The sequence below is a fragment of the Bacillus sp. FSL K6-1218 genome (genome assembly GCF_038006445.1).
Taxonomy (GTDB): domain Bacteria; phylum Bacillota; class Bacilli; order Bacillales; family Bacillaceae_G; genus Bacillus_A; species Bacillus_A thuringiensis_S.
Genome location: NZ_JBBOVE010000001.1, coordinates 2,483,181 through 2,509,711, shown reverse-complemented (window position 1 = coordinate 2,509,711; position 26,531 = coordinate 2,483,181). Strand labels below are relative to the sequence as shown.

Genomic DNA, 26,531 nt, shown 5'->3' with positions numbered 1-26,531 from the left:
CCATCCATCCATCCATCCATCCATCCATTCACCCTTTTGAAAATTTAGTATTTCACTTTCATATACTGCTCTTTTACGAGCGCCAATAATTCCCTCAATTTCTTCTCTACAGGATGTTCTTGATTTTCAGATACTTCTCTGCCATAGGATGAAAAGTTTTGTGAGCAAGCACTAGTTGTAACTTCCAATTTCGCGTATGAGAAAGTATGCTCATTTTCTTCACCAATGTTTTCAGTAGTGCTTCCATTTGAACCAACGCGTATGCAGCTTTCGTCAAGTTTGGTGCGCTTTCCTTCCTTGTTAACCATGTAATAGGTATCGTTGACTTCCCCATATTTCATATTAGGTGTTGATGTTACTGCGGTCCCGTCTGCAGAAAAAGTAACAACACGAAACCCATCTTCTTCTGGCAACAACTCAGCTCCTGGAACATTATATAGTACCAATAGGTCTCCTTCGTATGCTTCTGGAATGAGATAAATGGTATCTGTAGTGTCTTTTCCGAAACGGATACAACCGCTTAAAAGAATCATAATAAAGATCCCGCAATACATTATAACTTTTCTCATAGAGTTTCTCCCGTTATGTGTAAGAATGGTATAGTATGTATTATATAATGCAATATATTTCCTTGGATAGAATAAGTTTCTAGTTTGAAGTCGGTTTTACTATTGTCATATAAAAGATTTATGTCAGTGGATGATTAGTACAAAGAGAAATGGAGTGAATTGATGAGCAAACGTTTTGCATTAACATATGAAAATAAGATTTTGAGAAAGATAATGATTACCGTAAGCATTGTCATACTCGTTTTCATTGCAACAGGGTGTGATTCTGTCCAAAATGAGGCAAAGGATGTAACGGATATTCCGCTTAACAGCAAACTAGATTCCCTTATTTCAGAAAGTATCATTGCCTGGAATCAAGACAAATTAAATCATACAGAAAAACAATTTGAGACGCATGTAATCTATGGAACTGAGATGAAGGATGAAAAAATGTATGTCTACCTCCATTCCCTCATGCAAGGATATAACCGCGAAACACAGACAGTTCCTCAAGCAGGACATTTACTTCCAGTCCGTGTGACAGTCACAAAAAATGGGGATGATTACATCATTGAAGATTACCGTGAACCAGGAGATGGTGCTGAAAATGAACCTACTTTGCGCAACATGTTCCCGAATAAGTATGCGGATCAAGCACTTGCTATATCAAATAAAATAATACAACCATTAGAATCTCATATGCAAGAATCCGTTTCTAAGTGGCTGGAAGAAACAAATAATGAGAGACAAGAAAGATAACAAATATACTATTTATAATCGAATACACAACAAAAAAGGAGAGATATAATCTCTCCTTTTTCTACTTTATACCTAGCATTATTTGTTATATCCACCAAGTTGCTGTTCTGCCATAGCAACGAGACGTTTTGTGATTTCTCCACCTACAGAGCCGTTCGCTCTTGCAGTTGAATCCGCGCCTAATTGTACCCCGAATTCTTGTGCAATTTCATATTTCATTTGATCCAGTGCGCTTTGTACACCTGGTACCACTAAAGAGTTGTTACGATTGTTTGCCATCATATATCACCTCCTGTACGTTTAATATGCTACGAAACAAAGAAAATATTATTGGTAAATAAAACCATTTATAGTTTGTTCTTTTATCCACTATTTTACTTTTCCGTAACGATTTCAGCAGAATAACAGTATGAGTTTCGTTTATTCGCATTAATATACAGAATGGAAAATATGTTTACAAAGAGTTATATTTTTTATAAACATTTATTGATGTAGATGTATTGCAAGTTCTTATAAAATATTGACAGATAATAGGCTACGCGTTAAATTCGGAATGTTCGAACACTCAGGGAAGGGAAGTGACTAATGTCGGTTAATAAGATAGAAGAATATTGGTATATGTATGCTAAAGATAATGAGTTAAACATGAGTGTTCCAGATGCATGGATGTTTGGGGATGGTTCCAAAGAAATGGGAGATGAATTAGGAGGTTTAGTTGTTAAAGGAATCAAAACAGGAACATGCGCTGCACATTGTGTTTATGAGCTTGAAGGGGAAGAAATTCAAAAAGTTGGTCAGTACGATATTGTATTGGATGGAGACAATAACCCATTAGCAATTATAAAATATACAAAAATCGATTTACTAAAAATGAATGAAGTAACAAATAGTTTTGCAAGATCTGAGGGTGAAGGGGATTTAAGTTATGATTATTGGTATAGTGAGCACGTTAAATTTTTCACTTGGGAATTAAGTCGATATGGACTTAATTTTACTCCAGACTTAATGCTAGTTTGTCAAACGTTTAAGGTAATGGATGTTTATAAAGATTAAACATGAATAAAAATCAAACAGGTTTATTTTATATTATGTTTTAAGCATTTCGTCATGTAAAAAAACAAAATCCCCTTAATATAGGGGTTTTTCTAATCACTATCAAGTTAAGTAATTTATTATTCAACAAAACGGAAAAACAAGCTTAATTCTCATATATATCCGTAAAGATATAAAACTTTCGTTATGGGGGCCTCTAAAATCTTAGCTTGATGGTGATGAGTATATCCCCCTTTTTACTTCTTTTCTCTCCCTTGTCAATGAATATGGTATATAATTCAGCACCTTCCAAAACTGATTTTCTTCCACATTACGATAAAAATTCCATATCAATTAAGGATTCTATTTCTTCACCGTTTCTCCAATACATAACTGGATTACGTCTTCTTGGGGATAAAAGGGACAGGAAAGCTGCTAAGCTAGCGTAAGGTGCTAAATTCCCTCAAAGTATCTCAAAAGCTGGATAATCATTTAATATTTCTGTACTCTCCAACTTACAACAAAACACATCGCAAAATATTTTTACGATGTGTTTTAAAAGGGAAATCATCATCAAGTTTTTCACCCATATTTTTATAAGGAGTTTTACCATTGAGGATAAACGCCTTCATTTCAAAACAGTTCTTTTCATTTGTATACGATATGTCTCACACATATAGTATACAAATTATTACACTTACTTTTCTTCACCGCTTGCTTGCATGGAATTAAAAGTCCAATTTAATTTCAATGCATCTCCCTGAAATACATTTTGGTCTTCCCTACTATCTACGAATGTGAACATTACATAAAATGTATCATCATCACCAGGAGCAAGTCCATTTCCTTCTCGGTCTACCACACCTTTTTGTACAAGATCAGGAATACTTCCATTTTGCGTAGCTACCTTTAATTCAGATAATGTAGTAGACCAAATTGGAACCTCATTTTTATCCAAATTCCACAAGAAATCAACACGGATATGATCACCAAAATCAGCATTTCCATTATCTCCTTTCGTATCGATTACACTGTAATCTGTCAGGAGTTTCACATCTTCTATTGCTAAGGTTCCTTTGTTAACTAATTGAAAACCACGCTCCATTTCATCACCTGGTTTCAGATTGTCGACATTAATAACAACTTCAGGATTCACACTCAAATCTAAGGTACCCGCTGCAAATGTGTTTTGTGATACTTCCTTATCACTAAAATACGCATATGTTCCCCCGCCAATTAAAGATAAGCCAAGCGCTGCAGTTATAACACCCATACCAAGTTTTTTCTTCATACTCATTTCACAAATCCCCCTATTTTTAAAGTTTAAACTACAAACCTTATTTCCATCCCATAAACAACAATAATAATTAAGCAACTACCTTGTCCCATAATGAAAGCGAACTTACTCTAAACTAGTTACTTCATGTACCTAAACGACTATGACTCTTAAAATGACCGGTAATGTTACCGTAAATCATTACCGGTCATTTGTTAGCCAATCTCATTTCATTTACTATTCATTGTCTGATTACTTTATTTACTCTAGAAGTTTGTCCACTTATTTTTTGGGCTCTAAACCGATAGAACGTAAGATTTTATCTAACGTCACTGGCCCTACATTTTCTTTCGGTTTCTGATTTTCTTTGGCATCTGGACCCTTTTTCAAGAAGTTTTTCTCAATAAAACGAATATCTGTTTCATCTACAACACCATCTTGATTTATATCTCCATCTTTTACAGATACTTTTCCTTTTCCATACGATAAAGCTGCTATTCTAGCATCTTGAATATCCACCATTTTATCGCCGTTTACATCACCTGCAAGGTTATCATCCATGTCAGCTCTAAAGTTTTGTCCCACTAATTCTCCATCCTGCATTTTTCCTATTTTTGTTGCTAATTTACTATTTAAATGACCTGGCATTTCTACGAAAATATCATATTCTTTATCGCTTACTGGGACACTATGAATTTCAAATTGCCCGTTATCATCAATCGTTCCTGTATATTTCTTTCCATCCTTGCCAACTGCGTACACTTTTGCTCCTAGTGTTGTATAGTCTTTCTTACCTAAATATCCCTCTTCATTCAAGAAAGCTTCCGGGCCAATATATCCTGTAACCGTTGAATGTTTCGAAACAATAGCAAAAGATTTATCTTTAAACGCAGGAATCTCAATGCCCTCTGATGCACCAGCTTTTGTATAATAGAACTTATCTACTCCAAATGCAGTTAAATCATTAAAGTATTCATCGTTCGTCATCTCGAATGTAACATCTAAAAATGGTGTATCTCCATCTAATCCTTTAAATTCTTTTCCTTCCAATGATGCGCCAACTTTCACCTTGTTTTCCCAAGCTCCTTCTTCACTTATCTTCGGATCCTCTAATTTAAGGTTCAGTCCATGTTGTTTTACATATTCCGTAAGTGCTGGATTTGGTTTCACATCTGTAAATTTAAATAGCTGCTTGTAATAAGGAATTTCAAATGTACCTGACATAAGCTGTTTTACATTATTAAGATTCAAAGTTAACGTAATTTTCTCTCCTAATTTGATTTTATCTTTGTCATAACTTGGAACAGCGTATTCTGTCCCTTCTTTTACAAAGACGTAATCTTTATATCCAGTTGCCATATTCCCTGCAGTTGCAAGATCATATCCAAATAATTTTAAATTTAATGGTTCATTTATTTCCTCTGGAAGTACTCCAAATTTAAAATCACCATTTGCTTGAATTGTATTCAACCAACCTGATGGGAAGGCTGAGTTTTGATAATATACAATTTGATTCGCTTTTTGATCATATTGCAAGCCTTTTGCCTTTAATGCATCTACTGTAGAATCATAAATATTACCATGCACCCATAATGCACGCTGGCCGTCTTCTTCTTTAAACATAGAATCATTGACTTCGTGTATACCAGGTTGTACATCCTTAAATTTCATTTCAGGTATTACATTATCAATGATAATGCTATCGCCTTTTGTATAAGATTTTCCTTCTTTATCATATCCAACGAAGTTCAATTCGTAATCTCCATCAGGCAACATAACAGGTTTATCCGCAATTGGATGAGCTGGATCTCCTGTGAATGGAAGTACATACCCTCCCATACCAGAAAACATCATATATTCAACATTCGGTGTTAGACTACTTGCATTAAGTGTACCAACGACTCCTAGTGCCTTCCCTGTCTTTCGGTCCTTCACAACTGCATCAATGGTTTCAAGAGGACTATTTAATTTAAATGTCAACGGCGAACTTGGTCTTTCCATAAATGGATGGAATTTTGAAGCATCTGTTGCCATTGCATCTCTCAGTAAATCTACAGACGCAATCCCTTTTTCTGTGAATTTAACTGCAAATGGTACTTGATATACTTCTTTTCCATTGTTTTTATTTAAAATATGAATATAGCCCTCATATCTACCAAATTCAGCGTTTTCTGGAATGATAATTTCAGGGCTAATTTCCTCTGATGCACCAGGAGCTACTTTAATAGAATCTGGTACGTTTAGCTTCACACCATTCTTCGCTGCATCTTGCACACCTACACTTGTAGGTGAAAATTCTACCTCTAATTTAAACTCTTTTCCATCTGTTTTACTGCTGTTCTTAATTAAAACTTTTCGACTATCTTTAATAGGCCCATTTTCAATTTGATTTTTATACCCAAATGCAATAGAACCTGTTTTTTCTTCAATTTCTACTTCTTCATCACCTACAACGTTTGATGTTTTATCAACAACCTCGATAGATGTATCTGCATGAACTGCACGATATGCATCAATTCGCCCTGAGCCCACCTCAAATACAGAACGCTCTTCCTTTAAATCAACTGCGGTATTCATGAGTGCTTCTTTTACTTCAAATGGACTATATTTTGGATGTTCTTGTAAAATAAGTGCCGCTACCCCTGCAGTATGAGGAGTTGCCATAGAGGTACCTGACATACGTCCATACGCTACCGGATAATTCTCTCCATCTTTTGGATCATTAATATATTCAGGAACAGTTGAGAAAATAGACACACCTGGTGCTACAATATCTGGCTTAATATCATCTGTCTTAGTTGCAGGACCGCGGGAGCTAAAATCAGCTAAGTGATCTCCCTCTGTTTTTATATTACTTAGTTCTCCAAACGCTAACGACACATCTCCTTGTACAGCTTTTGCTTGTAATTTCTCACCATCTACTTTTGTTAAGCGGAACGATGGAATAGACGAAGTACTTTCCCCAAGATAACTTGTAATTTCACCATCTACATTGTTATATACGATTACCGCTTTTGCGCCTGCTTCCTTAGCATGCTTAATTTTTTCATCAAATGTAATCTCACCGCGTTGGATAAGAGCTAATTTTCCTTTTACATCTTTTCCTGTAAAATCATTTGATTTTCCGAGCCCTGCATATACAACTGATACGGATTGACCTTTCAAATCTTCAATCTTATCAGTAAAGCTTTTTCCAAGTAGCATCATCTTATCCACATGTAAATCACCTGCATCGATAGAAAACGTTGGGATCGTCATTGCAGCATCACTGGCTCCAACTGTAATTGGAAGTGCCGCTGCACTAGGTGATCCAATGGTACCTTCTTCCGGACCACTATTACCTGCTGCTACTACTGTAACAACACCAGCTAACATCGCATTGTTCACTGCGACAGAAGTAGGATATAAAGGATCATTAATAGACGCTCCTAGTGATAAATTGATAACATCCATATCGTCTTTCACCGCTTTATCAATCGCAGCAAGAATACCGCTTGTTTGTCCACTTCCATATGGACCTAATACGCGATATGAATATAAATCTACATCTGGAGCAACACCCTTCACTGCATAATCCACACTATTCTGTTTGTCTGCAGAAATTGTCCCAGCTACATGCGTACCATGGGATGTATAATATGCACTCCCCTCATAAATCTCAGGATATCCTCCAGAATTTTGCCAATCCTTATACGTTGTCTCCATTGGATCAGCATCATTATTAACAAAGTCCCATCCTTTTATTGAGTTCGGATCTATTTTGCTTGGATCTTCACCTTGCTTTGCACGATATCCTTTATATGCAGCTTTCAAATCCGGGTGGTTGTAATCAATACCTGTGTCCAGTACACCTACCTTAATTCCTTTACCTGTTATTTTTTCATCATGCAGCTTGTCCACACCAATTTGCGGTACACTATCTGCCATTTTTGGTTCAACAGCAGTCTTAGCTGTTTCTTTCGGCAAATCAATTTTAACCTCATGATCTTCCCATACGCGCTTAACGATACCGGTACGAACTAAGTCTTCAATCATGTTCGCAGGTAACGAAATCGCTACACCATTAAAGGCATTCTTATATTCTCTTGTTATTTTTGCAGATTTTAAATTTGTTCCTTTCTCTTTATTCTTTTGAAGCTGTTCAAGCTCTGCTTTAAACCCTTTATGTGATGCCTCTACCTTTTGTTCCGCATTTGAAAGAGCTACCTTTTTCCCTTTAGCCGCTTGTTTTAATACCTCGATTTTGCTAGGTGCTTGCTTAAACTCTATAATCACATTCACATTATTAGGACTTGCTGTATTAATACCTGGCGAAATAATAAAACCTGGTTTTGTATCTAACGTTTTTAAGGCATTACGTTGTTCCTTTGTCAGGTCTTTCAAGATAGCATTTGCATCATCAATTCCAGTTAAAGTAGATGTATTTACCTCTTCCGCTAATACGTTATATGGAATTCCTTGAGACAATAACATTCCAGCTGTTAACGTTCCAATAAGAATCTTTCCAAATTTCCCTCGTTTCATATTGCATCTCCCCATTATTACTATTATTTTTTGAAACAAATTGATTCTTAACTTCCCATTTAGCATTGGAAACTCTATTAATCTTAATCTTTTGTATCATGAAAGATTTCCAACACTATACCTCATATAGCTAATCACTCACTTTTCTCTTTCTATAAGAGCCCCCCATCATTTATTTTCAACAAAGGATTTTCACAAAATGAATTATTAACAAGATTAAAATGTAATTCTATTTTTATTATTTCACGTTTTGATTATTCTGAAAATTAAACAAAAGGAGTATCTTTTCTCTAAGAATTCTATGCCTACATAGTACAAAAGAACTATCTTGTCCTCTATTCTTTGTAATACAGAATAAAGCAACATGATAGTTCTTTGAAAGATCTCTTATTTAATCCAACGGAACCAATTGATTTCGAACTGCATAAATCACTGCTTGCGATCGACTTTTGACATTTAGTTTTTTAAAAATTTTATTGATGTGAATTTTAACTGTTTTATCACTAATATATAGAACTTCAGCAATTTCTTTATTACTAAGTCCTTTTACTAATTCAAAGAGAATTTCCTTTTCACGTTCCGTCAGTTCATTTTCATTTGATTCTACTTTCATTTTTTGCTGATGATATGTAATTAATTTTTTTGTCATACGCGGATGAATTACGGAATCGCCTCGATATAACATTCGAATTGCTGCTACTACCTGCTCTGATGATGAATCTTTTAATAAATAACCATCAGCACCAGCCTGAAGTGCATCCATTAAATACTCATCATGCTCATACATTGTAAACACAAGTACTCGGCAATTCGGATATTTTTTTTTCACTAATTCTGTAGCTTCAATCCCATTTTTCCCTGGAAGGTTAATATCCATCAGAATACAATCTGGTCTGCATTCTTCTACTTTTCCCAATACTCCATCCCCAGAGCTAGCTTCTCCAACCACTTTCATATCAGATTCATCCTCTAGTATGCTTCGAATTGCATCCCGTAAAAAAGCATGATCATCTACTACTAATATTTTAATCATTTTACGCACCCCTTGTTTGTGAATCTGGAATTAACAGTGTAATTTCTGTTCCTTTCCCTACAGAACTATCAATCTGTAAAGTAGCCCCTAATTGGTCAGCTTGTTCATTCATATGTAATATACCATAATGTGGCTCATTCTTTGTTTTAACCATAGACTCAAATAGTGAAAAGCCAACTCCATTATCCTTAACTCTTAAAAGCACGTGCTCACTTTGATAACTGAGTAAAACATCAGCCTTTTTTGCTTGCGCATGTTTTACAATGTTTTGCAAACTCTCTTGTAATGTATCAAAAATAACCCTTTCTTTTGAAAAACTAAGCGCACGTGCATGACCCCTTTCATGATATGTAATATCTAGTCCATATTCTTGTTTTAAAGATTTTATTTTACTTGCTATCGCCTGCTTAAGGCCTAATTGTTGTGTCGGATATGGTTTTAAAGCATAAATAGAATAGCGAACTTCTCCTAGGCTTCCTCTTAAATCTTTTATGCTTTTCTCCACTACTTGCTGCATATCAATTGGTTTATCTCGGTATTTTTTCTGCGCGGATTCTAGTTGGAATATTACCCCGGCTAATGTTTGTGCAATACCATCATGAATTTCTCGGGCGATTCTATTTCTTTCTTCTAAAATCATTCTTTTTTCCTGTTCAGAAATTAATATCCTTGTTTTAACTACGTTAGCTAATTGGTTAGAAAATGTAGCTAACGACTGTACATCTTCTGGAAAGAAGCCCGCATTTCTGCTTTTCCCTGCAACAAACATTCCGACTAGTTCATCATTAACAATAAGAGGAAAATATACAAGTGAGCGTATGACACTTTCAAATATTTCATCTCCAGGAGCCGTACCAATTTTCCAATCATTAAATACAAGATTTTTAGAAAGTCCCTCAAACGTATCGTAATTTTCTAAATGATCAGAAATATCAGCACGAACTTTCCCATCTTTTAATAGAATATTCCAGTTTCCATCATCTTTTGTCCATATTGCATATGCTTGTATGCCAAAAAAACCTTTAAGTGCTTGTTTAATATGCTTCAAGTTTCCTTCGGTTAATCCTCGACTAATTTCGGTCGTAATAAGAAATAACTCATATAATCGTTCTTTCTCCATCCTTATCCGTACAGAAAAAGAACTAATAACGGAAGTTGCTACAAGTGGAAAAAAGAAAAACAGTACTGTAACCTCGTTTACTTCCACACTATATGTACTAATTAGTACATGCATCAGTGCCGTATAAGAGAAACCAAAAGTTTCGCAAAGAAATACCGTAATAGTTTTTTTATACCATTGATAAATTGAATATGGCTGCGGAAGAAGTATCATTAACAAATCGTAAAAGCGGTTGTTGAAAAAACAAAAAAACACGCAAAATAATAACAAAGATATTAAATTTTCATACAGAACTGACATTTCTATCTTATTAATTAATAAGAACATACATTTGTTTGAAAACCATTGGGCAAAAATCAAACTAAGTGCATGTTGAGTACTATTAAATAACATTCTTTGTATCGGTGAACGACGATACAGGTGAATAATTAGCGTGACGAGTACAATAGCAACAATAGTTATATGGATTCCAAACTGCCAACTCATAGCGTAAATTATCGGAAAGGTAAGCGAGCTAGTTCCTCTCCAAAATCTTACAGGAAAATACTCTGCAATCCCCATAAATAGTAACAATAATATTAGTATTGTTGGATGAGAAGGGATTTTAATTTCAAGTAAAGAGATAGTTATAGTAACCAAACCAAGAAAAGAAATAAAATAAAGATAAGAACTAGCAATCTTTTCTCTCATAAAGATAGAATTTACATCTTTCAAAACAACCCCTTCTTTCCTTATAAAAACTTCATTTTCTCTATTATCTAACAAAAAACCGGCACTGGCAAAATGGAAGGATATCCACTAGCCAATCACCGGCTGTGTACTGCACCTAAAAAGGCAAGACACAATACTAGTATATAACAGTTTGTAAAGTTTACCCATTAGTCAAATGGTGTAATTGTACATACTTTTAGACTTAGGTCTACTAGTACAAAAGATGTATACAGAATTGAAATTTTGATTCACTAAAACAATTCTAAAAAATAGAAAGGCAACCATAAATACCTACCTATTTATTAAAGGGTTAGCGTTATTACAAGTCAAAATAATAAAAACGCATCTCCAATTATTAGATAACTATCTAATAAATTGGAGGTGCGGTTCACTTAGGTCATTGATGTTTCAGCTATTCTCTTTATTTGAAAATTACATCTATCATACTAATTTAATATTATATTCCTGAAGCCAACTATTAACTTGAAGTAAATAATCTATTATACCTCGTGCATCATTACCTGAAATTACTTCGTCTTTTCCTTCTGCAATAGCACGAACTCTTTCTACATTAATTAATGGCAAAATAGGTGATTCAGGATTGTTCAACACATGTAACATCCAATCACTAATACCTTGTAGATATGAGGCATCCTTAGTGCTTGGATATGCACTTTTTTTGCGATAACGTACATCCTCTGGAAGTACATTTTCAAAAGCTCTACGTAAAATACCTTTTTCAATATTGTCTATGCTTTTCATTTCGAATGGGACATTCCATAGGTATTCTACAAGCCGGTAATCGCAAAATGGAACTCGTACTTCAAAGCCATTCATCATACTTGTGCGATCTTTTCGTTCAAGCATAAATGGCAAGAAACGTGTAATAAACATGTAAGACATTTGACGTTGCTTCATTTGCAGATCACTTTCACCTTCTAAGAAGGGAACCTCAGCAACTGCATCTTCAAATTTTTGTTTTTGATATTTTTCAGGGCTAATCTTCGCTTTAAAATCCTCAGATAAAATTTCTGTACTATACCATAAATTAACACTCCAAGGGAATATCTCTGCATCTAGAAACTTCTCTTGATGGAACCATGGATATCCTGAGAATACTTCATCTGCGGATTCGCCTGAAAGTGCAACTGTTGCATCTTTTTTCATTTCCTTAAATAACAAATAAAGAGACGTTTCTAGTTCTCCAACTCCAGGTAGATCACGCGCTCGCATTGGAGTTAATAAATACTCTATTAAACTATCTGATCCTAACTCTATAGAATGATGCTTTGTTCCTACATATTCAGCCACACGTTTCACCCAAGGTTCATCACGATCAAAACGAAGGAAGTCTTGCTCAAAGTCTTTTTCATCATTGATGAAATTCAGGGAATATGTATGAAGACGTTCCCCTTTATTCCCAAATTCATTTCCTGCTAAACCTGTTAAACCACTGGAATCTAAACCTCCGGAAAGCATAGATACCACTGGTTTATCAGCAATTAACTGACGTTTAACCGTATCTTGTAAAATGGAGCGGATTGTCTCGACTGTTGTATCGATATCATCTATATGTTTTTTACTTTCAAGTTTCCAATACTGTGTCGTAGTCGAGCCATTAGAGGTAAACGTCATATAATGACCAGCACGCACTTCATGTATATCCTTGAAAATAGCATGACCAGGAGTACGTGTTGGTCCAAGGCAGAATATTTCAGAAAGTCCTTCTTTATCTACCTCAGCATCTACAAGTGGATGCGAAAGTAAAACTTTTAACTCTGAACCAAAGAGAATTGCGCCTCCCCTTTGAGCGAAAAATAAAGGCTTCACGCCTAAATGGTCACGACCAAGCATCAATTTCCCAAATCTTTCATCCCAAATACCAAAAGCAAAAATCCCATTTAAGTGTTGAACACAATCTTCTCGCCACTCTAAGTAAGCATGTAGTAATACCTCTGTATCTGACTTGGTCTGAAATTCATGACCTTTCTCCTCAAGTTCTTTACGTAATTCTTGATAGTTATAAATTTCTCCATTGAACGTAAGGCCAATCGTATCATTTCCATCTTTATACAGCATAGGTTGAAGGCCACCTTCAGGATCAATGACGATGAGACGTCGATGACCTAATGCCGCTCGTTTTGAAAACCAATGCCCCTCTGCATCTGGTCCTCGGTGAATGATAGCATCTGTCATTTTTTTTAACGTTTCTTGTTCATGAGACAGGTCTTTAGACCAGTCTATCCACCCTGCAATTCCACACATAGTGTCTACCTTCTCTCAAATAGTATAGAAACCGACTAAAATCAAATATCAGTCGGTTTTCCGTAAAAAAATCCGACTAAAAACACCTTTTAGTCATGTTTATATAATAAAATGAATTGAATAAAAAATCAAATAATTTAATCAAGAAAGAAATCACTGTCCCCTTTCACTTAAATTCTCATCGTCCGATTAAAAAATTATTACCTCAAACTTTCAACTTTATTACTAAGTTATAAAGTTACATTCTATTATAGTTATATGCTAGAAATCAGACTGGTGTATGTTATTCTATAAGAAGCAAATAGAGGACTTTCTATTAGGAGTTACAAAATTAAAAATGAACTAATACAGAATGTAATGAAAGAAAACATCGCTAAATATTTCAAAGATAGGGTGTAGACAATGATCAAATTAGAAAAAGAAAATAAAAAAATGAAAATCATTCAATCTGCCACAATACTGTTCTCTACGCGTGGTGTCCGTAGCACAACGGTTGATGAAATTGCAAAGAAAGCTAAAGTTGGTAAAGGTACTATTTATTATTACTATACAGATAAAACTGAAATATTATGTGACTGCTATATGCGTCATATTCAGCTTATACGTTCACAACTATTTAATTTATATAAAGAGGAAAAAGATGTTTTACTTCGAATACAAAAAATCCTTCATTATATCAGCCTAGAATATCATCAAGATCCGTTTGTTTCTACACTCTTTCAAGAATATAAAGAGTACCATTCACCTGAAATTACAGCTTGTTTTAAAAAATCTGAAGAAGAAGCAATTAAAATGATAAGTAATTTGCTCGAAAAAGGTTATCAGCAAGGAGCCTTGCATAAGGTACCATTACCACTAACAGCTTTTATGTTAGTACGAATGATTTTCAACTACGAACAGGATTATATAAAAGATGATAAAAGTGATAAAGAATTTCTGCAGTTACTAAAGCATATGCTTCTTAAAAACTAGTTTTAACCACATAAACAAAATAATTGTGGTACAAATATATGAAGAAGAATGTGAATAATGGCGGTTTTTTATGAGCTCTTTTCACTCTAGACAAACATGCGAAATATCCAACGTTTATGTAGGAATGAATGAGAAAATCTTATAAAGTTTTCTAAAATAAGAAAGTCTATACTTTAATCTACAATAAAAAATAGTCTAGTAAAAAGAGCGTGTTTTTATCTATCTAAACACGCTCTTACAAATATTTAAACCCTATATGAATTGCTTATTCCATTCTGATTTTCTTTTAACTAATACATATCTTTTTATATACGATTATCATGCCAGAAGTTTATTGAAAAATGATTATTCTCATCATAAGCTTCAAATTCATACCCTTTTTCTCTTAATCCTTTTATAATTGCTGGAACTGCCGCAACAGATTGTGGATGAATATCGTGCATTAAAACAATTTCCTTTGAAGACGTCGCACCTGCTAAAACATTTTGAACAATTTTTGCGGCCGCTACATCCACAGGTAGTTTATTATATTTCCAATCTAGAGAGTCAATTGTCCAATCCCATACTTTTAAATTATTTCCGACCACTTCATTTCGAAGTGATTCATTTAATCCAGGCATTGATCCATATGGTGGGCGTGTTAATTTCGGAGAGTTTCCAATAACATTTCTAATTAAAGATTGATCCTCTTTCATTTCCTTCACATATTCCTGATTGGTGTATAACTTTTTAAAATTATGTGTCATACTATGCATACCCACATAATGGTTCTCTACATGCTCTCGTTTCACTAAATCCGGGAACCTTTTCACATTATCGCCAATTAAAAAGAATGTTGCTTTCACATCATTTTTCTTTAATACATCTAATAAATTAGCTGTATATTTTCCTGGTCCATCATCAAAAGTTAAATATGCAACTTTTCTTTCTTTACCATCAAAACGATTAGGTATGGATTTTTTCAATTCATTTTTAGGTAGACTGCTCACTTGTTGAACACTATTTGCCTCTTTCGCATTTACCAGCTTAGGATTCGTAATAGATTGAAACATGTAATACCCTATTGCTACTAATGTAATAGCCAACAATACACTTATAATTCTCTTTTTCTTAAGCTTAATTTTCATGTTATAATTCTCTTCCTATCTTATTATCCCAATTTATGTTGTTATTTTTATTATTCTATTTGCTTATAGAGTCATTAGCTTAACCAAACTCACTTTTGGACTAATCGTTTTAATAATCTATTTAGGTGAAAAGTAGTGGCCTGCACTGGCATTCATGCCATTTCCTATAATAGTTAGAACCACAGGATATAATACTGGTCCTAAGGTAAGGAAAATGTTTAAAAGTATAATAAATTTATATAGTAAGCTATAATTTTTACCATTTCGATTTACAAATACCAGAATGACCAATGTTATTACAGTAATTAAATGTAGTAATAATATTATCAACCAATAATACATCATTATAGTAAGATTCCACTTTCCTAATAGTTGGTATGTTATCCCTATTATTATTCCTAATACTGTAACATTAAAGGAAATAAACAAAGTTCTTTTTAGTATTTTAGGAAATGTTTTATAATTCACGGTTTTATTATATAAATCTATTAAAATACTCAAAGATAGATATGCCAGCAATACCCCTACCCAATTCAAGACCCAATCTTGATCCCCCATTAAATTAAACAAAAGCGCAATGATCCCTCCTACTGCAAGAATCGAGGAGATCATAATACTATTTAAAGCTGATTTCATAATATTTTCACTTCCTTAAAAATTTTATAATACAGCATTGATGTTTACTCTTAAGTTGTTCTTTACTTATTAGAATTCTTTTCATTCAGAATCTTGTATGGGAATACCATCATATAATCCGGTCATCATACCTAATAGCATATACGGAGAATGGGTAATTCCAGCAAAAAATACATGTACATGATCTTCATACAATAAACATCACCATATCCTACTCCACATGGTAGATATACAAATAGAGGATGAGATTCAGCAACTTTTATTTGCATATGTATTATTCAAACGAGAAGCAGCTGCTGACATATGTACATATGATGTTTTAAAATTAACCATACTTTATTATAATTAAGTATATATTAACAATATATTAAGTATAAGTAAATAAAATTAACTAAAATTTAATTTTATTTACTTATTTAAAGGGGATTACATATATGAACAATATTAATGTTGGTCAAAAAATTATGGCATTTAGAAAAGGTGCCGGATTAACCAGTAAACGGTTAGCAGAGTTAGCTGATATAACACCTTCCATGTTAAGTCAAATTGAGAAAGGAATCACAAATCCATCATTACAAACACTAAAATTAATTTCTGTAGCATTAAACATTCCATTGTTTAATTTTTTCTTAGAGGATACCAATACAGAAGAATTAGTTGTAAGAGCTAACCAAAGAAAAAAAATAACTTTTCCTGAAAGCGGCAATGTTTCGTATGAGCTATTATCTCCTAATTTAGATGGATCACTAGAATTGGCTTTAATGAATCTGTTACCTCAAACTGCTTCATCTATGGAGCCTGTGGCACATAAAGGGGAAGAAATAGCATTTATTATGGAAGGACAAGTAAAACTATATCTAAATGATGAGGTCTTATTTCTCAATACAGGTGATAGTGTTAAAATCCCACCTTATGCAAAGCATAAATGGGAAAACACTTCTTTAAACAAGGTCACTGTTATATTTGGAGTAACTCCACCATCTTTTTAATTTCAAATACTAGCGAAGAAAAGTTAGAGAAAATAATCCTCTAACTTTTCTTGTATACATAACTTTATTTTAAGAAAGTAAAAAAATTGTCTCTCAATTATATGAGATTATAATCTAATCGATTAAAAGTAGTGAAATAGATCTTTTTAATTACATACTTAATTTACTTTTTAATGTCCAGTATTTTTCTCCATTCGCTTCAAAAGAGAATTCTACCCATCCATTTGGATCTTCACGATAAATAAAGATGGTTGTTCCAGAAGTTACTGTACCAACTTTATTCTCCTCGACAGCTACATCTGGTCTACTTTTAATTTTTAAATTAAATGGATAAGGTACCTGATAGTAAGTAGCTGATGATACAACATTTGAGCTTGAACCGTCTGCATACACTTTATATGGAATTTCATTAGATAACGCGTCGACATCTAATGTTTCAGGATTCTTTGGTAATTTTTTTGCATATGTATAGTCTTCTACACGAAACGGTTTAATACGTTCCATAATACCCGCAATTTTCTTAGCCCAACCTTTATCTGATGCATATTTCACGTTCATGCCAGTTAATGTTGGCCCGTTATAATACATACCACTTTCTTCTAAATATCTTTCTCGTACATAATTAGCGTTATAAGCAATGCTATCGCCGTAGCTTGGTAAATATTTCGCATATTTAAACGGATCTCCATCATATGCACGTAGACCGAATAGATTATGTTTTTGATATGCGATTTCTGATTTTCCGTATCCAGATTCTAAAATCGCATGCGCTGCTAAATAATGAGCACTCACGCCATATTGATTTTGCGCATTGATAAAATCTTGCCCATGTCCAACTAAAGGACTATCCGAATGATATTTCGCAATAAAACTATCAATCTCTTGAGCTGTAATTTTCGAAGCCACTGTTAAATTTAAATCTTCATATGAAGTAGCAGTAATAATCTCTTTTTCATCGTTTAAATTCTGTTGTAACATGTCTGTTTTTGCAGTAAGTTGAGCAGCTTCAGCACGTGTTATAAATCTATTTGGTTGCCAACCGTTCTCGGTACCATTAGAAATTTTTAAATCTATTAAAATATTGGCATATTTTTCTCCCCAATGCCCTTTTAAATCTTCAAATCTAACCTGCTCGTTATAATTTAGTGTGTTTTGTAGTTTATATGCATTTACTAGCATCGTAGCCATAGCAGCGCGAGTTACTTTTCCGGATGGATTGAAGATTCCATTACCTTCCCCTTTAACAATACCAGCTCTTTCAGCAGCAGCAATATAAGGAGTAGCCCAGTGGTTTTGTGAATCTGTAAAAGATGGTTTTGCATTAGGATCAATTTGTATCCCTAAAACTTTTGTCATAATTTTTGTAGCCGAAGCTCTGTCTAATGAGTCATTTGAACCAAAAGTTCCATCTGGATAACCATTCAATACCTGTTTATCAACTAAATAATTAACAGATTTATCAGCCCATACAGGAACATCAGGGAATTTATGAGTATCTGCTAAAATATTAGAAGAATAGGATAATATAGATCCTGCAAGGATACCTGTTGCAATTAATTTGTGCTTCATTAAAATAAACACCTCTACCATTGTATTTATCAAATTGGGATTTTCTATTTTTATATTTACATGTTTGTAATAATAATAAAATCGTATTATCACACATTCAATTTGATGTAACGAGTATAGTTACTTATATACACAAGTGTCAATGAATGTCTTTTACAAAAATGTATAATATTTACATAACTTTAAATTTACATGATCTTATAATTGACTTATGTATAAATTTTGTAAAGGACCTTTTGATAGATTACTTATTAGCTTACCTGAAGAAATCTCTTTAGTTGTTAATTTGCCAACCTTTCTTGTTTACTATGAATCAATTAAAAAAAGAAGCTTTTTGTTTAAGAGCTACTTTAAAATCTTAAGTTGATGAATGTGTGAACGTACCGCTACTAAAATTCTTGCTTTTAAATCATTATTACTGTATTATGTTTACGTAGCAATATAAGGATTATAGTATGTAAAAAGGAATCAAATCTATAAGTAAGATTTAAATCCTTTTCCAAGTCAAAAAGACTTTGCCAAAATCTAATATAATTTATACTTGTCTTTTTAATATGTATCTAGTAAAAACATATTTTTTATCAATAGAATTCTGTTTTCAATATAAATTGAAACTTTTAAATAGAAGTTTATTTAGTTTCAATGATAGGAATTAGTGTTCTAAACAAGGAACCATACAAAGTGATCTGAAAAACCTGATAGATATTGTATGTAGTTTGCTCATCTCCAGGTACTTACAATAAAAGAGCCTTACCTCTCTAGGTAAGACTCTACTAGTTTCGTTGTATAATATTTACATGATAACTAAGAAACAGAAAACATATAACACCAAATAACAGCACCCTATTACTCCTCCTACAGCTAATACCTGTTTAACCCAACTCTTAAATTTTTGATTACTGTAAATCGCTTGCACTCTTTCCATATTTCCTCCTATTAAGGAGAACCCTTAAAGACTCTCACCTCGCTATAGTACCATTAAAAAATGAATAATAGAGATCTAATGTATAAATATGCAATATTGCATACGGAAATGTATTGTTATAATTGTAAACGCTTACTATAATGAAGTTATAAAGATTTATCACATCTTAATACGAAAAAAGAGGAGAGAATAATATGGAAATCGCAATGGCAGTTTTAAAATTTATAGGTGGAGCAATCCCATTAATTCAAGAACTTCTAAAAGCATTTATGTAAATTCACTATTCAGCAATTATTTACAAAAATTATCATACAAATGATCTGTCTATCAAAAATGAATTGATTTACAGATCATTTGCGTGATCAAGGTCCCTTTAACATGACTAAGGGGACTTTTTTAAATTTCCAAATAATTAAGGTTACGTCACATCACCATCAAGTTAGCAAAATAAAATGAAACTTTAACTTGATGGTACTGGGGTAACAGTTGTGATTTAGAGATAAGATCAGATTATACAAAGATTACCCACTGATATGTGGAAGATAAAGAGATAAAGAATACACTTGCGAAATTGAAACGATTGAATTAAAAAACTTGATATTAGTGCGGTTAACAGAATATGAAAATTCCTTAAAAATCGTGATATTAGCTAAAAAACACCAAGCCCCCCTCCCCTTCAGGGCCATCTTGGTATTTTTTACGTTCACATACAAATTATTATTTATATTGTTGCATGGGTTTCCTTTTAAATTATATACGTCTACTTTACCATCGATAAGCAATGACTCATATCTCCCATTTAATCGTACTGATTATGTTTTAAAAACCATCTTGGCTAAAATGATAAAGTAATCTAGCAACTTAACCACGTATAATACTATCACCGAAACCATATATGCGATTTCTATAACCTGCTACGATATTTTTCTCTTTTATGCTTTATATGACCAAATGATGATCAGTAAGAACATCTTTAAAAGTTGTATCTGCCCGTAACATTTGTTGCTGCAAGTACTGAACCTGTTAAATTCATTACTTTCATTTTCATGCTATTTTCCCCTTCTTATCCTAATTATTTTTCATTATTAATAATAAAAACATTAATTTCTCCCAGAATGCTATAGACTTACTAAAAAACTCTTCTTGCCTATAGAAGAGTTTTTACTATGATATGACTCATACATCAAGGGTATTATTAATTTTATATGGAAAATAAAAAAACTCCATTTTGAAAAAAGGTTAATCAAAATGGAGTTTTTTATTATAAATCTGAATTTTTATATATCCTTCTACCTAAAACATCGTATTATCATTAACTGCTTCACTTGGAATCTCTTGAATTACATCCCAGTGTTCGACAATCTTTCCATCCTTGATACGAAATATATCGACTATAGCAACTCCCTTATCTTGAGAATTAGTACGAGAATGTACATGAAGAGCAACTGTATCCCCTTCAGCTACTACACGTTTAATCTCTGCAGAGGAATTAGGATTTTTAACAAAATCCTCCTTAAAGAAATCCATGAAGGCTTTTCGTCCATCAGCAACAAAAGGATTATGTTGCTTATAATCTTCGCTAACATATTTAGGGATAATATCGATATTATGTTTGTTAAAAACTTCATTATAGAAATCAACTACCATCTTTTTATTCTTTTCATTTTCTTTTACTTCTTTTGATACAGAAGCGACATTTTCGCTCTTTATTGAGTTCCCTTTGTTATTACCGGTGGAAGCTTGATATACCAAAGTCGAAACTACTCCTAAAATAAATACAGAAATAATTGTTATGATTAAATTTTTCTCTAATTTCATATATACCTACCTCTTCTACTTAAATAAGTTTTCTTCTATAAAAAGCTTGAAGAAGGAGAAACCTTCCCCAAAATGTAATGTCAGGGATAATGTTAGGAATTTCATTTATCCTAACCTCCCCCTATACAAGGCATATTAGAAACGATTAACTCTAACTTAATACCTCATTAACAGTTGCACTGTCCACAATTTGAATAAACTTCTTAACCTTATCGTTCTCATCAAACTCATAAAGGTGACAAAAATCTGCTATGAAAGATTTCCCTGTAGCTTTATATGTTCCACTATATTTTCCATAAACGATAACAGTATTGTTATTAAAAGTATAAACTTCATCTTTAGCGCTATAGTCATCCCATTCCGTGCCAAGACGTTCATGTACGTTTTTCACTACTTCATCTGGACCTATATAAGTACCTGCATATGGAAACCCAGCAGCTTCTGTCCAAGATACATTTTCACTTAAATACGTTTTGAACGCATCCAATTTCCCTTCGCCAGTTAACACATACGTTTCATGTAATAGTTTTTGATATTTATTCATATCATTAACCCCAAGGCATTTCTTTTGTTACAACTTTTGCGCTTAATTCTAATACACCTTTATTTGCATAGCCTGGATATGCTTCTTCAAGTTTTGCCACAAAATCTTTTGAAGTTCCACTTTCCTCAGAAGCTTGAATCGCAGTTCTTAGATAATCCATTGTCACAGTAAGTGCTTGATTATTTAGGGATTTTTCGATTGATCCATGGCTAGGTACAATTATGTCAGCATGTAATGCTTGTAACACTTTCAAGTTCTCAATCCACGCCTCCATCGCCGCTTTTGAGCTAGTATCCGCTAAGAATACATGTATTTCGTTAAATACATCAATACCACCAATTAATACTTTCAGCTCTTTATTAAATAAGCTAGTTCTGTAATGATCTAAGCCTACTAGTTCAAATGTTAACCCCTGAAAATCAATTGTTTTTTCTTTAAACACTTGAGGTAATACCACGTTACTTGGTGCATTTTCTCCAAGGGCGTCTTTCCAAACTTTTAATTTCCCTAAGACAGAATGAACGATATGTTCAACAGTAGACTCTGTAGCATACGCTATAGCTTCTGGGTAAACGGCTTTAATGCTCTCTAATCCAAAGTAGTAGTCTGGATCCCCATGAATAATAAAGATTTTATCTAGAGATAAGTTGTTTTTTTTCAGATACTCAACAATTTCTTTCGAATCAGACTGCGTAAATTTTGAGTTTATTAAAAATGCATGTCCTGCTTTCTCAACTAATGTTGCTGTGACCATAAAGCTTTTTTCGTCCGAACTAAACACCGTTAATTTCACATCTTTTTGATTTGTATCGATTGTTTTAAACATAGTATGTTATTCTCCTTTTGTTAAAGTTATTAACTAATTATCATATTTTTATCTTGTTCCGATAAAATCTCCCACTCCCATTCATCTGAAAGTGTAATAGTACTGGCGAATATTCCGGAGATGAATGTTAGGTGCCCTAAGATAACATGTTTGCTACTATATCCTAAATTTTCTTAATATAAATTTTTAAAACGCGCTTCAATTTTATCCGGCGTCATTACGCCACCACCAATAGGAATAATTTGATTATCCTTTTGTAAAAGTAAGGAAGGATAGCTATTAACACCAAGCTGTCGAACTTTATTGAAATCATTTTGGACATCTATTATTGTTTCTTGAGCGTTTAAACGTTCTAATACTTGTTCAGGGTCCAAACCATGCTCGATTGCAATCTTGCGATATGTTTCAGGATCACTCAGACTTTGGCCCTCATAATAAAACGCTTTTTGCATAGCCGAAGTGAATTCTAATAAACGGTCTGGCGCTAATGAGCGTAAAGCTGAAAAACCAATTGCAGCATCTTTCGAATTCATTTTAAAAGTCCCTTCCTCCACCAATTTTTGATAGGAAGGACCAAATTCAGCACCTGTAAGTTGATTAATTCTTTTATTTCCCTCTTCTATATATGAGAAATTTTTCATTGGTAAATTATCTAAAAATAATCCTCCACATAAAACTGTTAACGGCATTTCAGTGTGTTTTTTGTAAAACCCTTTAATACTTTCTGAAAAGCCATAGCACCATCCACAATAAGCGTCCCATACGTAAATAAGGTTATCTTGTTTCGTCTCCATGTAAATCTCCTACCTTTATTTTTATTTTCCAGCTCAGCTGCTGCTTAAAATTCTCAGCTAACTTTCTGGTTTATATAAGTACATCTTTTTTATATCTTGTTCTTTTTTGAGTTACCTTACTATATTTTTCAAAACTAACCCTTCCAAAAAAATGGCTAAGATTTTCAACAAAAGGTAATATTGAACATTTTTTCTAAAAACAGATATAAATTGTAACCATAATGGTTGCAAGTGATTTAGAAGTGAATTCTTTTTTTCAAAAAACATTTAAATTCTACCCTAACGCTTGCAGAATTCTAGCATCCATTACTTTTCTTCTTGTTCTTAAATTCGTCATTGTCCTTAGTAAATTAATCCCAAAACTTATCATAAACTAACGCTCACTTTTCAATATAAGTAGACATGGGTATACTTATATTGAATTCCGAGGAATTCCTCGAAACTTAATAAGTCCAATATTTTCTCAAAAAAATAGCAATGTAAGCTACCTCCTTTTCTACCATAGTGCTAAGACACCTCTTATACGATATATCCAATAGCAAACATTTAAGCATCAAAAAATCACTTAGCGAAATTTGTACTATCTTAGCTATATTTTGTCGCATTACAAAGGGTGGGTATCCGTTATATTCTGAATATTCTGTCTATTAATGAAAAAAACTCATTATTAAATTTAATGTATCTAATTCCTGTTATTATCAGAATAAGCCTTTACATAGAAAAGGGGGATATTATGACTGTTCAAGAGAAGAGTAATGAGCAATTGATGGGATTATTACACGAATGGTATGAAGAAATTCGTTTATATCATGTAAAAGAAGCAAAACAAACATACCTAAAAGTAAAAGAAAGTTTAAAAGGACTAGAAGCAGACCAATATGTATCATTCTATTATTCCCTACTGAATTTTAGATATATGGTCTTGGTAGATGGAATGAGTATTACAAAAGATTCTTTTAATCAAATAGAAAAACTCTCTACTATCAAAGATGATTTTTTATTTTTAGCTTACTATTATCATTTCTTTAAGGCAATTCATTCTACAATTTTAGCAAATTATACTGAAGCGAAAACACACTATGAAAAGGCGGAAGAACTTTTAATTGATATACCTGACGCAGTAGAAAAAGCCGAGTTTGAGTATAGATTTTCAACTTACTGTTATCAATCTTATCAACCATTTGAAGCAATTCAACATGTAGTAAAGGCAAAAAAAGTATACCAGAATCATGTAGGCTATGAAATTAATGTTGCCTTATGCGACAATGTATACGGTTTAGCTTGTATAGATCTAAGAGAGTTTGAAAGAGCTGAAGAATGTCTCAATACGGTTATTGATGTTTTTAAAAAGTATAATGAAGAACAATTATTATCAAGAGTACGTCATAATTTGGGCTGGTTATATAATATTCAAGATTTATTTCCATTGGCGATCAGACAGAGTTCTGAAATTATAAATACCCTACCGAATCATTTTAAAGCATTATTTGTCTTAGCAAGAGCATATTATAATTTAGAAGGCATTGAAACAGCAAAATCATATATCGAGCAAGGAATGAAGTATACAAATGAATCAGGAAATGAGGAATATAAGCATCGTTTCGCAGTTTTAAATGAACTAATCACAGAACTACCTAGAATTAAACTAGAAAAAGTAGTTACTGATGCTATTTCTTATTTTGAAAAAGAGGAAATGTGGGATTGTGTAAAAGAATATGCAGGGATTTTAGCAATCCAATTTTATGAGGCAGATAATCATGTTAAGGCAAGCAAATATTTCTATATTAGTAATAATGCTGATAAGAAACATTTGAGAAAAGGAGCGTTAAAATAATGAAAAAGATTAAGAAAATTGTATTAAGTATGGTAGTAGTAAGTGCATTAGCATGTAGCATAATTAGTTTAAATGTATCACAACACTCTTCGTTTAATGGTGGAGATACGCCAGCACCAACAAAACTGATTGTCTCTGGTGGAGTATCTATTGATTAACCTAATACATTTCCCTTGTTAAAAAACAGAAAATTCAACTTATTATCTTTTACAAACCGTTGAATGAAAATGGATAAAATCTCGAACCTCTAATCCGAAACATATTTGTTTCGGATTATTCACGTTATCTTTTTTATATCCTCTCCTTCAAGCCCAGGAACTCCGTATTTACTAGGTAATGAACTCTATTAAACAATTATTAAATCTCTTTTCATCCAAGTTAAAGTAACTGTAAAGTTCATTTCATTCCTGCCACATTCTTATAAATATATGCCTTTACAACAACTATTTATTATTTTTTATTTCATTAATTCTATAGTTTCTTTAATACACTTACCATTATCCATTGTTATATCTAATTTCTATTTAAAACCCTTCTTTGTAAGTTTACACCTATATATCGTGTTAAATTGTTTGTGGCAAGATAAAACAAGCTGTTAAATTTAATTATTGTTAGGTAGCTTCTACGGTATGATATTATCACACAATTAGTATATATATAAAAAAGGTTTCCTGCCTTGTAACAGGAAACCTTTTATGTATTATTAACCTATAAACCTAAAATTTCAACAATCTGACGTGCCTTAGCATTATCTATATAATAATGCATCTCTAACCCTCTTCTTTCTGAACGGAGTACGGTTCTCCTCAATTTTGATAAATGTTGTGAAACAGTGGATTGGGGGAGTCTTAATATTTCCGTTAATTGTGTAACATTACACATTTTATGATGCATTAATTCATTTACAATTTGTAATCGAACAGGATGTGCCATTACTTTTAATACATCTACATCGTCTTCGTGGATTTCAGCTAGATTTCTTTCAGATATTAATGTTATCATTTTGCATTCTCCTTTATTATTAATTTCTATTTTCCTTTTATCCTTATAATTAATACTTATAGCTGATTACCATTTGTCCTGTTGAGAAAATATATTCTCTTTTTAAAACAAAAAGGACACCAATTCATTAAAACGTTTTTTATCGCTTTAATGAATTGGTGCCCTCTAATCTTTTGAGCAAAATATATCTTATTTTAAAGGATATTTTCAGTTCCTTCTTTCTCACG

General features: G+C 32.9%; 21 protein-coding genes and 3 pseudogenes. 7 read left to right on the top strand and 17 right to left on the bottom strand.

Annotation, left to right across the window (positions count from 1 at the left end; genetic code table 11):
* Positions 1-44: 44 nt before the first annotated feature.
* On the bottom strand, positions 45-569 hold the full coding sequence (locus MHI26_RS12700) for a DUF6843 domain-containing protein (protein WP_061667574.1): 525 nt from the start codon (positions 567-569) through the stop codon (positions 45-47).
* 162 nt (positions 570-731) lie between these two features.
* Between MHI26_RS12700 and MHI26_RS12695 the strand changes: the two genes are divergently transcribed.
* Positions 732-1,307, top strand: coding sequence for a hypothetical protein (locus tag MHI26_RS12695; RefSeq protein WP_061667575.1), 576 nt, complete (start codon positions 732-734; stop codon positions 1,305-1,307).
* A gap of 78 nt (positions 1,308-1,385) precedes the next feature.
* Here the strand turns inward: MHI26_RS12695 and MHI26_RS12690 are convergent, their stop codons facing one another.
* Positions 1,386-1,586 carry an alpha/beta-type small acid-soluble spore protein gene (locus tag MHI26_RS12690; RefSeq protein ID WP_042973287.1) on the bottom strand — a complete coding sequence of 67 codons (201 nt, stop codon included), beginning with the start codon at positions 1,584-1,586 and terminating at the stop codon, positions 1,386-1,388.
* 306 nt (positions 1,587-1,892) lie between these two features.
* Between MHI26_RS12690 and MHI26_RS12685 the strand changes: the two genes are divergently transcribed.
* Positions 1,893-2,360, top strand: a complete 468-nt coding sequence (locus MHI26_RS12685; RefSeq protein WP_000115717.1) for an ASCH domain-containing protein — start codon at positions 1,893-1,895, stop codon at positions 2,358-2,360.
* Between the two features lie 676 nt (positions 2,361-3,036).
* On the opposite strand, the gene MHI26_RS12680 is transcribed toward MHI26_RS12685, so the two are convergent.
* The 5 genes from MHI26_RS12680 to asnB all read right to left on the bottom strand — a co-directional run bounded on the left by MHI26_RS12680 (position 3,037) and on the right by asnB (position 13,268).
* Positions 3,037-3,636, bottom strand: coding sequence for a TasA family protein (locus MHI26_RS12680; RefSeq protein WP_000061949.1), 600 nt, complete (start codon positions 3,634-3,636; stop codon positions 3,037-3,039).
* Between the two features lie 261 nt (positions 3,637-3,897).
* Positions 3,898-8,139, bottom strand: coding sequence for a S8 family serine peptidase (locus MHI26_RS12675; protein ID WP_061667576.1), 4,242 nt, complete (start codon positions 8,137-8,139; stop codon positions 3,898-3,900).
* 391 nt (positions 8,140-8,530) lie between these two features.
* The gene (locus tag MHI26_RS12670) at positions 8,531-9,172 is read right to left on the bottom strand and encodes a response regulator (RefSeq protein WP_000590675.1); all 642 of its coding nucleotides are present in this window, start codon (positions 9,170-9,172) and stop codon (positions 8,531-8,533) included.
* A 1-nt stretch (position 9,173) separates the two neighbouring features.
* Positions 9,174-11,006, bottom strand: coding sequence for a GAF domain-containing sensor histidine kinase (locus MHI26_RS12665; protein ID WP_061667577.1), 1,833 nt, complete (start codon positions 11,004-11,006; stop codon positions 9,174-9,176).
* A 438-nt stretch (positions 11,007-11,444) separates the two neighbouring features.
* Complete coding sequence (gene asnB, locus MHI26_RS12660; protein ID WP_086413836.1) at positions 11,445-13,268, bottom strand: asparagine synthase (glutamine-hydrolyzing); 1,824 nt, start codon at positions 13,266-13,268, stop codon at positions 11,445-11,447.
* Positions 13,269-13,670: 402 nt separating this feature from the next.
* On the opposite strand from asnB, the gene MHI26_RS12655 reads away from it, so the two are divergent.
* On the top strand, positions 13,671-14,240 hold the full coding sequence (locus MHI26_RS12655; RefSeq protein ID WP_000593072.1) for a TetR/AcrR family transcriptional regulator: 570 nt from the start codon (positions 13,671-13,673) through the stop codon (positions 14,238-14,240).
* 305 nt (positions 14,241-14,545) lie between these two features.
* Here the strand turns inward: MHI26_RS12655 and MHI26_RS12650 are convergent, their stop codons facing one another.
* The 3 genes and pseudogenes from MHI26_RS12650 to MHI26_RS12640 all read right to left on the bottom strand — a co-directional run.
* Positions 14,546-15,367 carry a peptidoglycan-N-acetylglucosamine deacetylase gene (locus tag MHI26_RS12650; RefSeq protein WP_061665743.1) on the bottom strand — a complete coding sequence of 274 codons (822 nt, stop codon included), beginning with the start codon at positions 15,365-15,367 and terminating at the stop codon, positions 14,546-14,548.
* Positions 15,368-15,484: 117 nt separating this feature from the next.
* A complete protein-coding gene (locus tag MHI26_RS12645; RefSeq protein ID WP_061665742.1) occupies positions 15,485-16,003 on the bottom strand; it encodes a DUF3902 family protein in 519 nt (172 codons plus the stop codon).
* A 90-nt stretch (positions 16,004-16,093) separates the two neighbouring features.
* A pseudogene (locus MHI26_RS12640) lies at positions 16,094-16,272 on the bottom strand (D-serine ammonia-lyase); the annotation flags it as partial.
* A 165-nt stretch (positions 16,273-16,437) separates the two neighbouring features.
* Here MHI26_RS12640 and MHI26_RS12635 point away from each other — a divergent pair.
* Complete coding sequence (locus MHI26_RS12635; RefSeq protein ID WP_061665741.1) at positions 16,438-16,992, top strand: helix-turn-helix domain-containing protein; 555 nt, start codon at positions 16,438-16,440, stop codon at positions 16,990-16,992.
* 150 nt (positions 16,993-17,142) lie between these two features.
* On the opposite strand, the gene MHI26_RS12630 is transcribed toward MHI26_RS12635, so the two are convergent.
* Complete coding sequence (locus MHI26_RS12630; protein ID WP_061665740.1) at positions 17,143-18,561, bottom strand: S-layer homology domain-containing protein; 1,419 nt, start codon at positions 18,559-18,561, stop codon at positions 17,143-17,145.
* A gap of 1,013 nt (positions 18,562-19,574) precedes the next feature.
* Here MHI26_RS12630 and MHI26_RS12625 point away from each other — a divergent pair.
* Positions 19,575-19,761 (top strand): annotated as a pseudogene (locus MHI26_RS12625) (hypothetical protein).
* 589 nt (positions 19,762-20,350) lie between these two features.
* On the opposite strand, the pseudogene MHI26_RS31590 reads toward MHI26_RS12625, so the two are convergent.
* The 5 genes and pseudogenes from MHI26_RS31590 to MHI26_RS12605 all read right to left on the bottom strand — a co-directional run.
* Positions 20,351-20,534, bottom strand: a pseudogene (locus MHI26_RS31590) (S-layer homology domain-containing protein); the annotation flags it as partial.
* A 245-nt stretch (positions 20,535-20,779) separates the two neighbouring features.
* The gene (locus MHI26_RS12620; RefSeq protein ID WP_086406691.1) at positions 20,780-21,304 is read right to left on the bottom strand and encodes a nuclear transport factor 2 family protein; all 525 of its coding nucleotides are present in this window, start codon (positions 21,302-21,304) and stop codon (positions 20,780-20,782) included.
* Positions 21,305-21,455: 151 nt separating this feature from the next.
* Positions 21,456-21,848, bottom strand: coding sequence for a nuclear transport factor 2 family protein (locus tag MHI26_RS12615; protein WP_001046368.1), 393 nt, complete (start codon positions 21,846-21,848; stop codon positions 21,456-21,458).
* Positions 21,849-21,852: 4 nt separating this feature from the next.
* Positions 21,853-22,674 (bottom strand): cytoplasmic protein, encoded by an 822-nt coding sequence (locus tag MHI26_RS12610; protein ID WP_061665732.1) that lies wholly within the window; start codon positions 22,672-22,674, stop codon positions 21,853-21,855.
* A gap of 173 nt (positions 22,675-22,847) precedes the next feature.
* Positions 22,848-23,468: a DsbA family protein gene (locus MHI26_RS12605; RefSeq protein ID WP_086414040.1), complete on the bottom strand. Its 621-nt coding sequence runs from the start codon at positions 23,466-23,468 to the stop codon at positions 22,848-22,850.
* Positions 23,469-24,201: 733 nt separating this feature from the next.
* Between MHI26_RS12605 and MHI26_RS12600 the strand changes: the two genes are divergently transcribed.
* Positions 24,202-25,302 (top strand): response regulator aspartate phosphatase, encoded by a 1,101-nt coding sequence (locus tag MHI26_RS12600; RefSeq protein WP_061665727.1) that lies wholly within the window; start codon positions 24,202-24,204, stop codon positions 25,300-25,302.
* On the top strand, positions 25,302-25,460 hold the full coding sequence (locus MHI26_RS12595) for a Phr family secreted Rap phosphatase inhibitor (RefSeq protein WP_000721353.1): 159 nt from the start codon (positions 25,302-25,304) through the stop codon (positions 25,458-25,460). The genes MHI26_RS12600 and MHI26_RS12595 overlap by 1 nt, the downstream gene beginning before the upstream one ends.
* A 550-nt stretch (positions 25,461-26,010) precedes the next feature.
* Here the strand turns inward: MHI26_RS12595 and MHI26_RS12590 are convergent.
* Positions 26,011-26,304, bottom strand: coding sequence for an ArsR/SmtB family transcription factor (locus tag MHI26_RS12590; protein WP_061665728.1), 294 nt, complete (start codon positions 26,302-26,304; stop codon positions 26,011-26,013).
* Positions 26,305-26,531 lie beyond the last annotated feature (227 nt).

Excerpts from the sequence above, each read along its gene's own strand:
- MHI26_RS12700 (WP_061667574.1), bottom strand. The coding sequence starts at position 569 with ATGAGAAAAGTTATAATGTATTGCGGGATCTTTATTATGATTCTTTTA.
- MHI26_RS12695 (WP_061667575.1), top strand. The coding sequence starts at position 732 with ATGAGCAAACGTTTTGCATTAACATATGAAAATAAGATTTTGAGAAAG.
- MHI26_RS12690 (WP_042973287.1), bottom strand. The coding sequence starts at position 1,586 with ATGGCAAACAATCGTAACAACTCTTTAGTGGTACCAGGTGTACAAAGC.
- MHI26_RS12685 (WP_000115717.1), top strand. The coding sequence starts at position 1,893 with ATGTCGGTTAATAAGATAGAAGAATATTGGTATATGTATGCTAAAGAT.
- MHI26_RS12680 (WP_000061949.1), bottom strand. The coding sequence starts at position 3,636 with ATGAGTATGAAGAAAAAACTTGGTATGGGTGTTATAACTGCAGCGCTT.
- MHI26_RS12675 (WP_061667576.1), bottom strand. The coding sequence starts at position 8,139 with ATGAAACGAGGGAAATTTGGAAAGATTCTTATTGGAACGTTAACAGCT.
- MHI26_RS12670 (WP_000590675.1), bottom strand. The coding sequence starts at position 9,172 with ATGATTAAAATATTAGTAGTAGATGATCATGCTTTTTTACGGGATGCA.
- asnB (WP_086413836.1), bottom strand. The coding sequence starts at position 13,268 with ATGTGTGGAATTGCAGGGTGGATAGACTGGTCTAAAGACCTGTCTCAT.
- MHI26_RS12655 (WP_000593072.1), top strand. The coding sequence starts at position 13,671 with ATGATCAAATTAGAAAAAGAAAATAAAAAAATGAAAATCATTCAATCT.
- MHI26_RS12650 (WP_061665743.1), bottom strand. The coding sequence starts at position 15,367 with ATGAAAATTAAGCTTAAGAAAAAGAGAATTATAAGTGTATTGTTGGCT.
- MHI26_RS12645 (WP_061665742.1), bottom strand. The coding sequence starts at position 16,003 with ATGAAATCAGCTTTAAATAGTATTATGATCTCCTCGATTCTTGCAGTA.
- MHI26_RS12635 (WP_061665741.1), top strand. The coding sequence starts at position 16,438 with ATGAACAATATTAATGTTGGTCAAAAAATTATGGCATTTAGAAAAGGT.
- MHI26_RS12630 (WP_061665740.1), bottom strand. The coding sequence starts at position 18,561 with ATGAAGCACAAATTAATTGCAACAGGTATCCTTGCAGGATCTATATTA.
- MHI26_RS12620 (WP_086406691.1), bottom strand. The coding sequence starts at position 21,304 with ATGAAATTAGAGAAAAATTTAATCATAACAATTATTTCTGTATTTATT.
- MHI26_RS12615 (WP_001046368.1), bottom strand. The coding sequence starts at position 21,848 with ATGAATAAATATCAAAAACTATTACATGAAACGTATGTGTTAACTGGC.
- MHI26_RS12610 (WP_061665732.1), bottom strand. The coding sequence starts at position 22,674 with ATGTTTAAAACAATCGATACAAATCAAAAAGATGTGAAATTAACGGTG.
- MHI26_RS12605 (WP_086414040.1), bottom strand. The coding sequence starts at position 23,468 with ATGGAGACGAAACAAGATAACCTTATTTACGTATGGGACGCTTATTGT.
- MHI26_RS12600 (WP_061665727.1), top strand. The coding sequence starts at position 24,202 with ATGACTGTTCAAGAGAAGAGTAATGAGCAATTGATGGGATTATTACAC.
- MHI26_RS12595 (WP_000721353.1), top strand. The coding sequence starts at position 25,302 with ATGAAAAAGATTAAGAAAATTGTATTAAGTATGGTAGTAGTAAGTGCA.
- MHI26_RS12590 (WP_061665728.1), bottom strand. The coding sequence starts at position 26,304 with ATGATAACATTAATATCTGAAAGAAATCTAGCTGAAATCCACGAAGAC.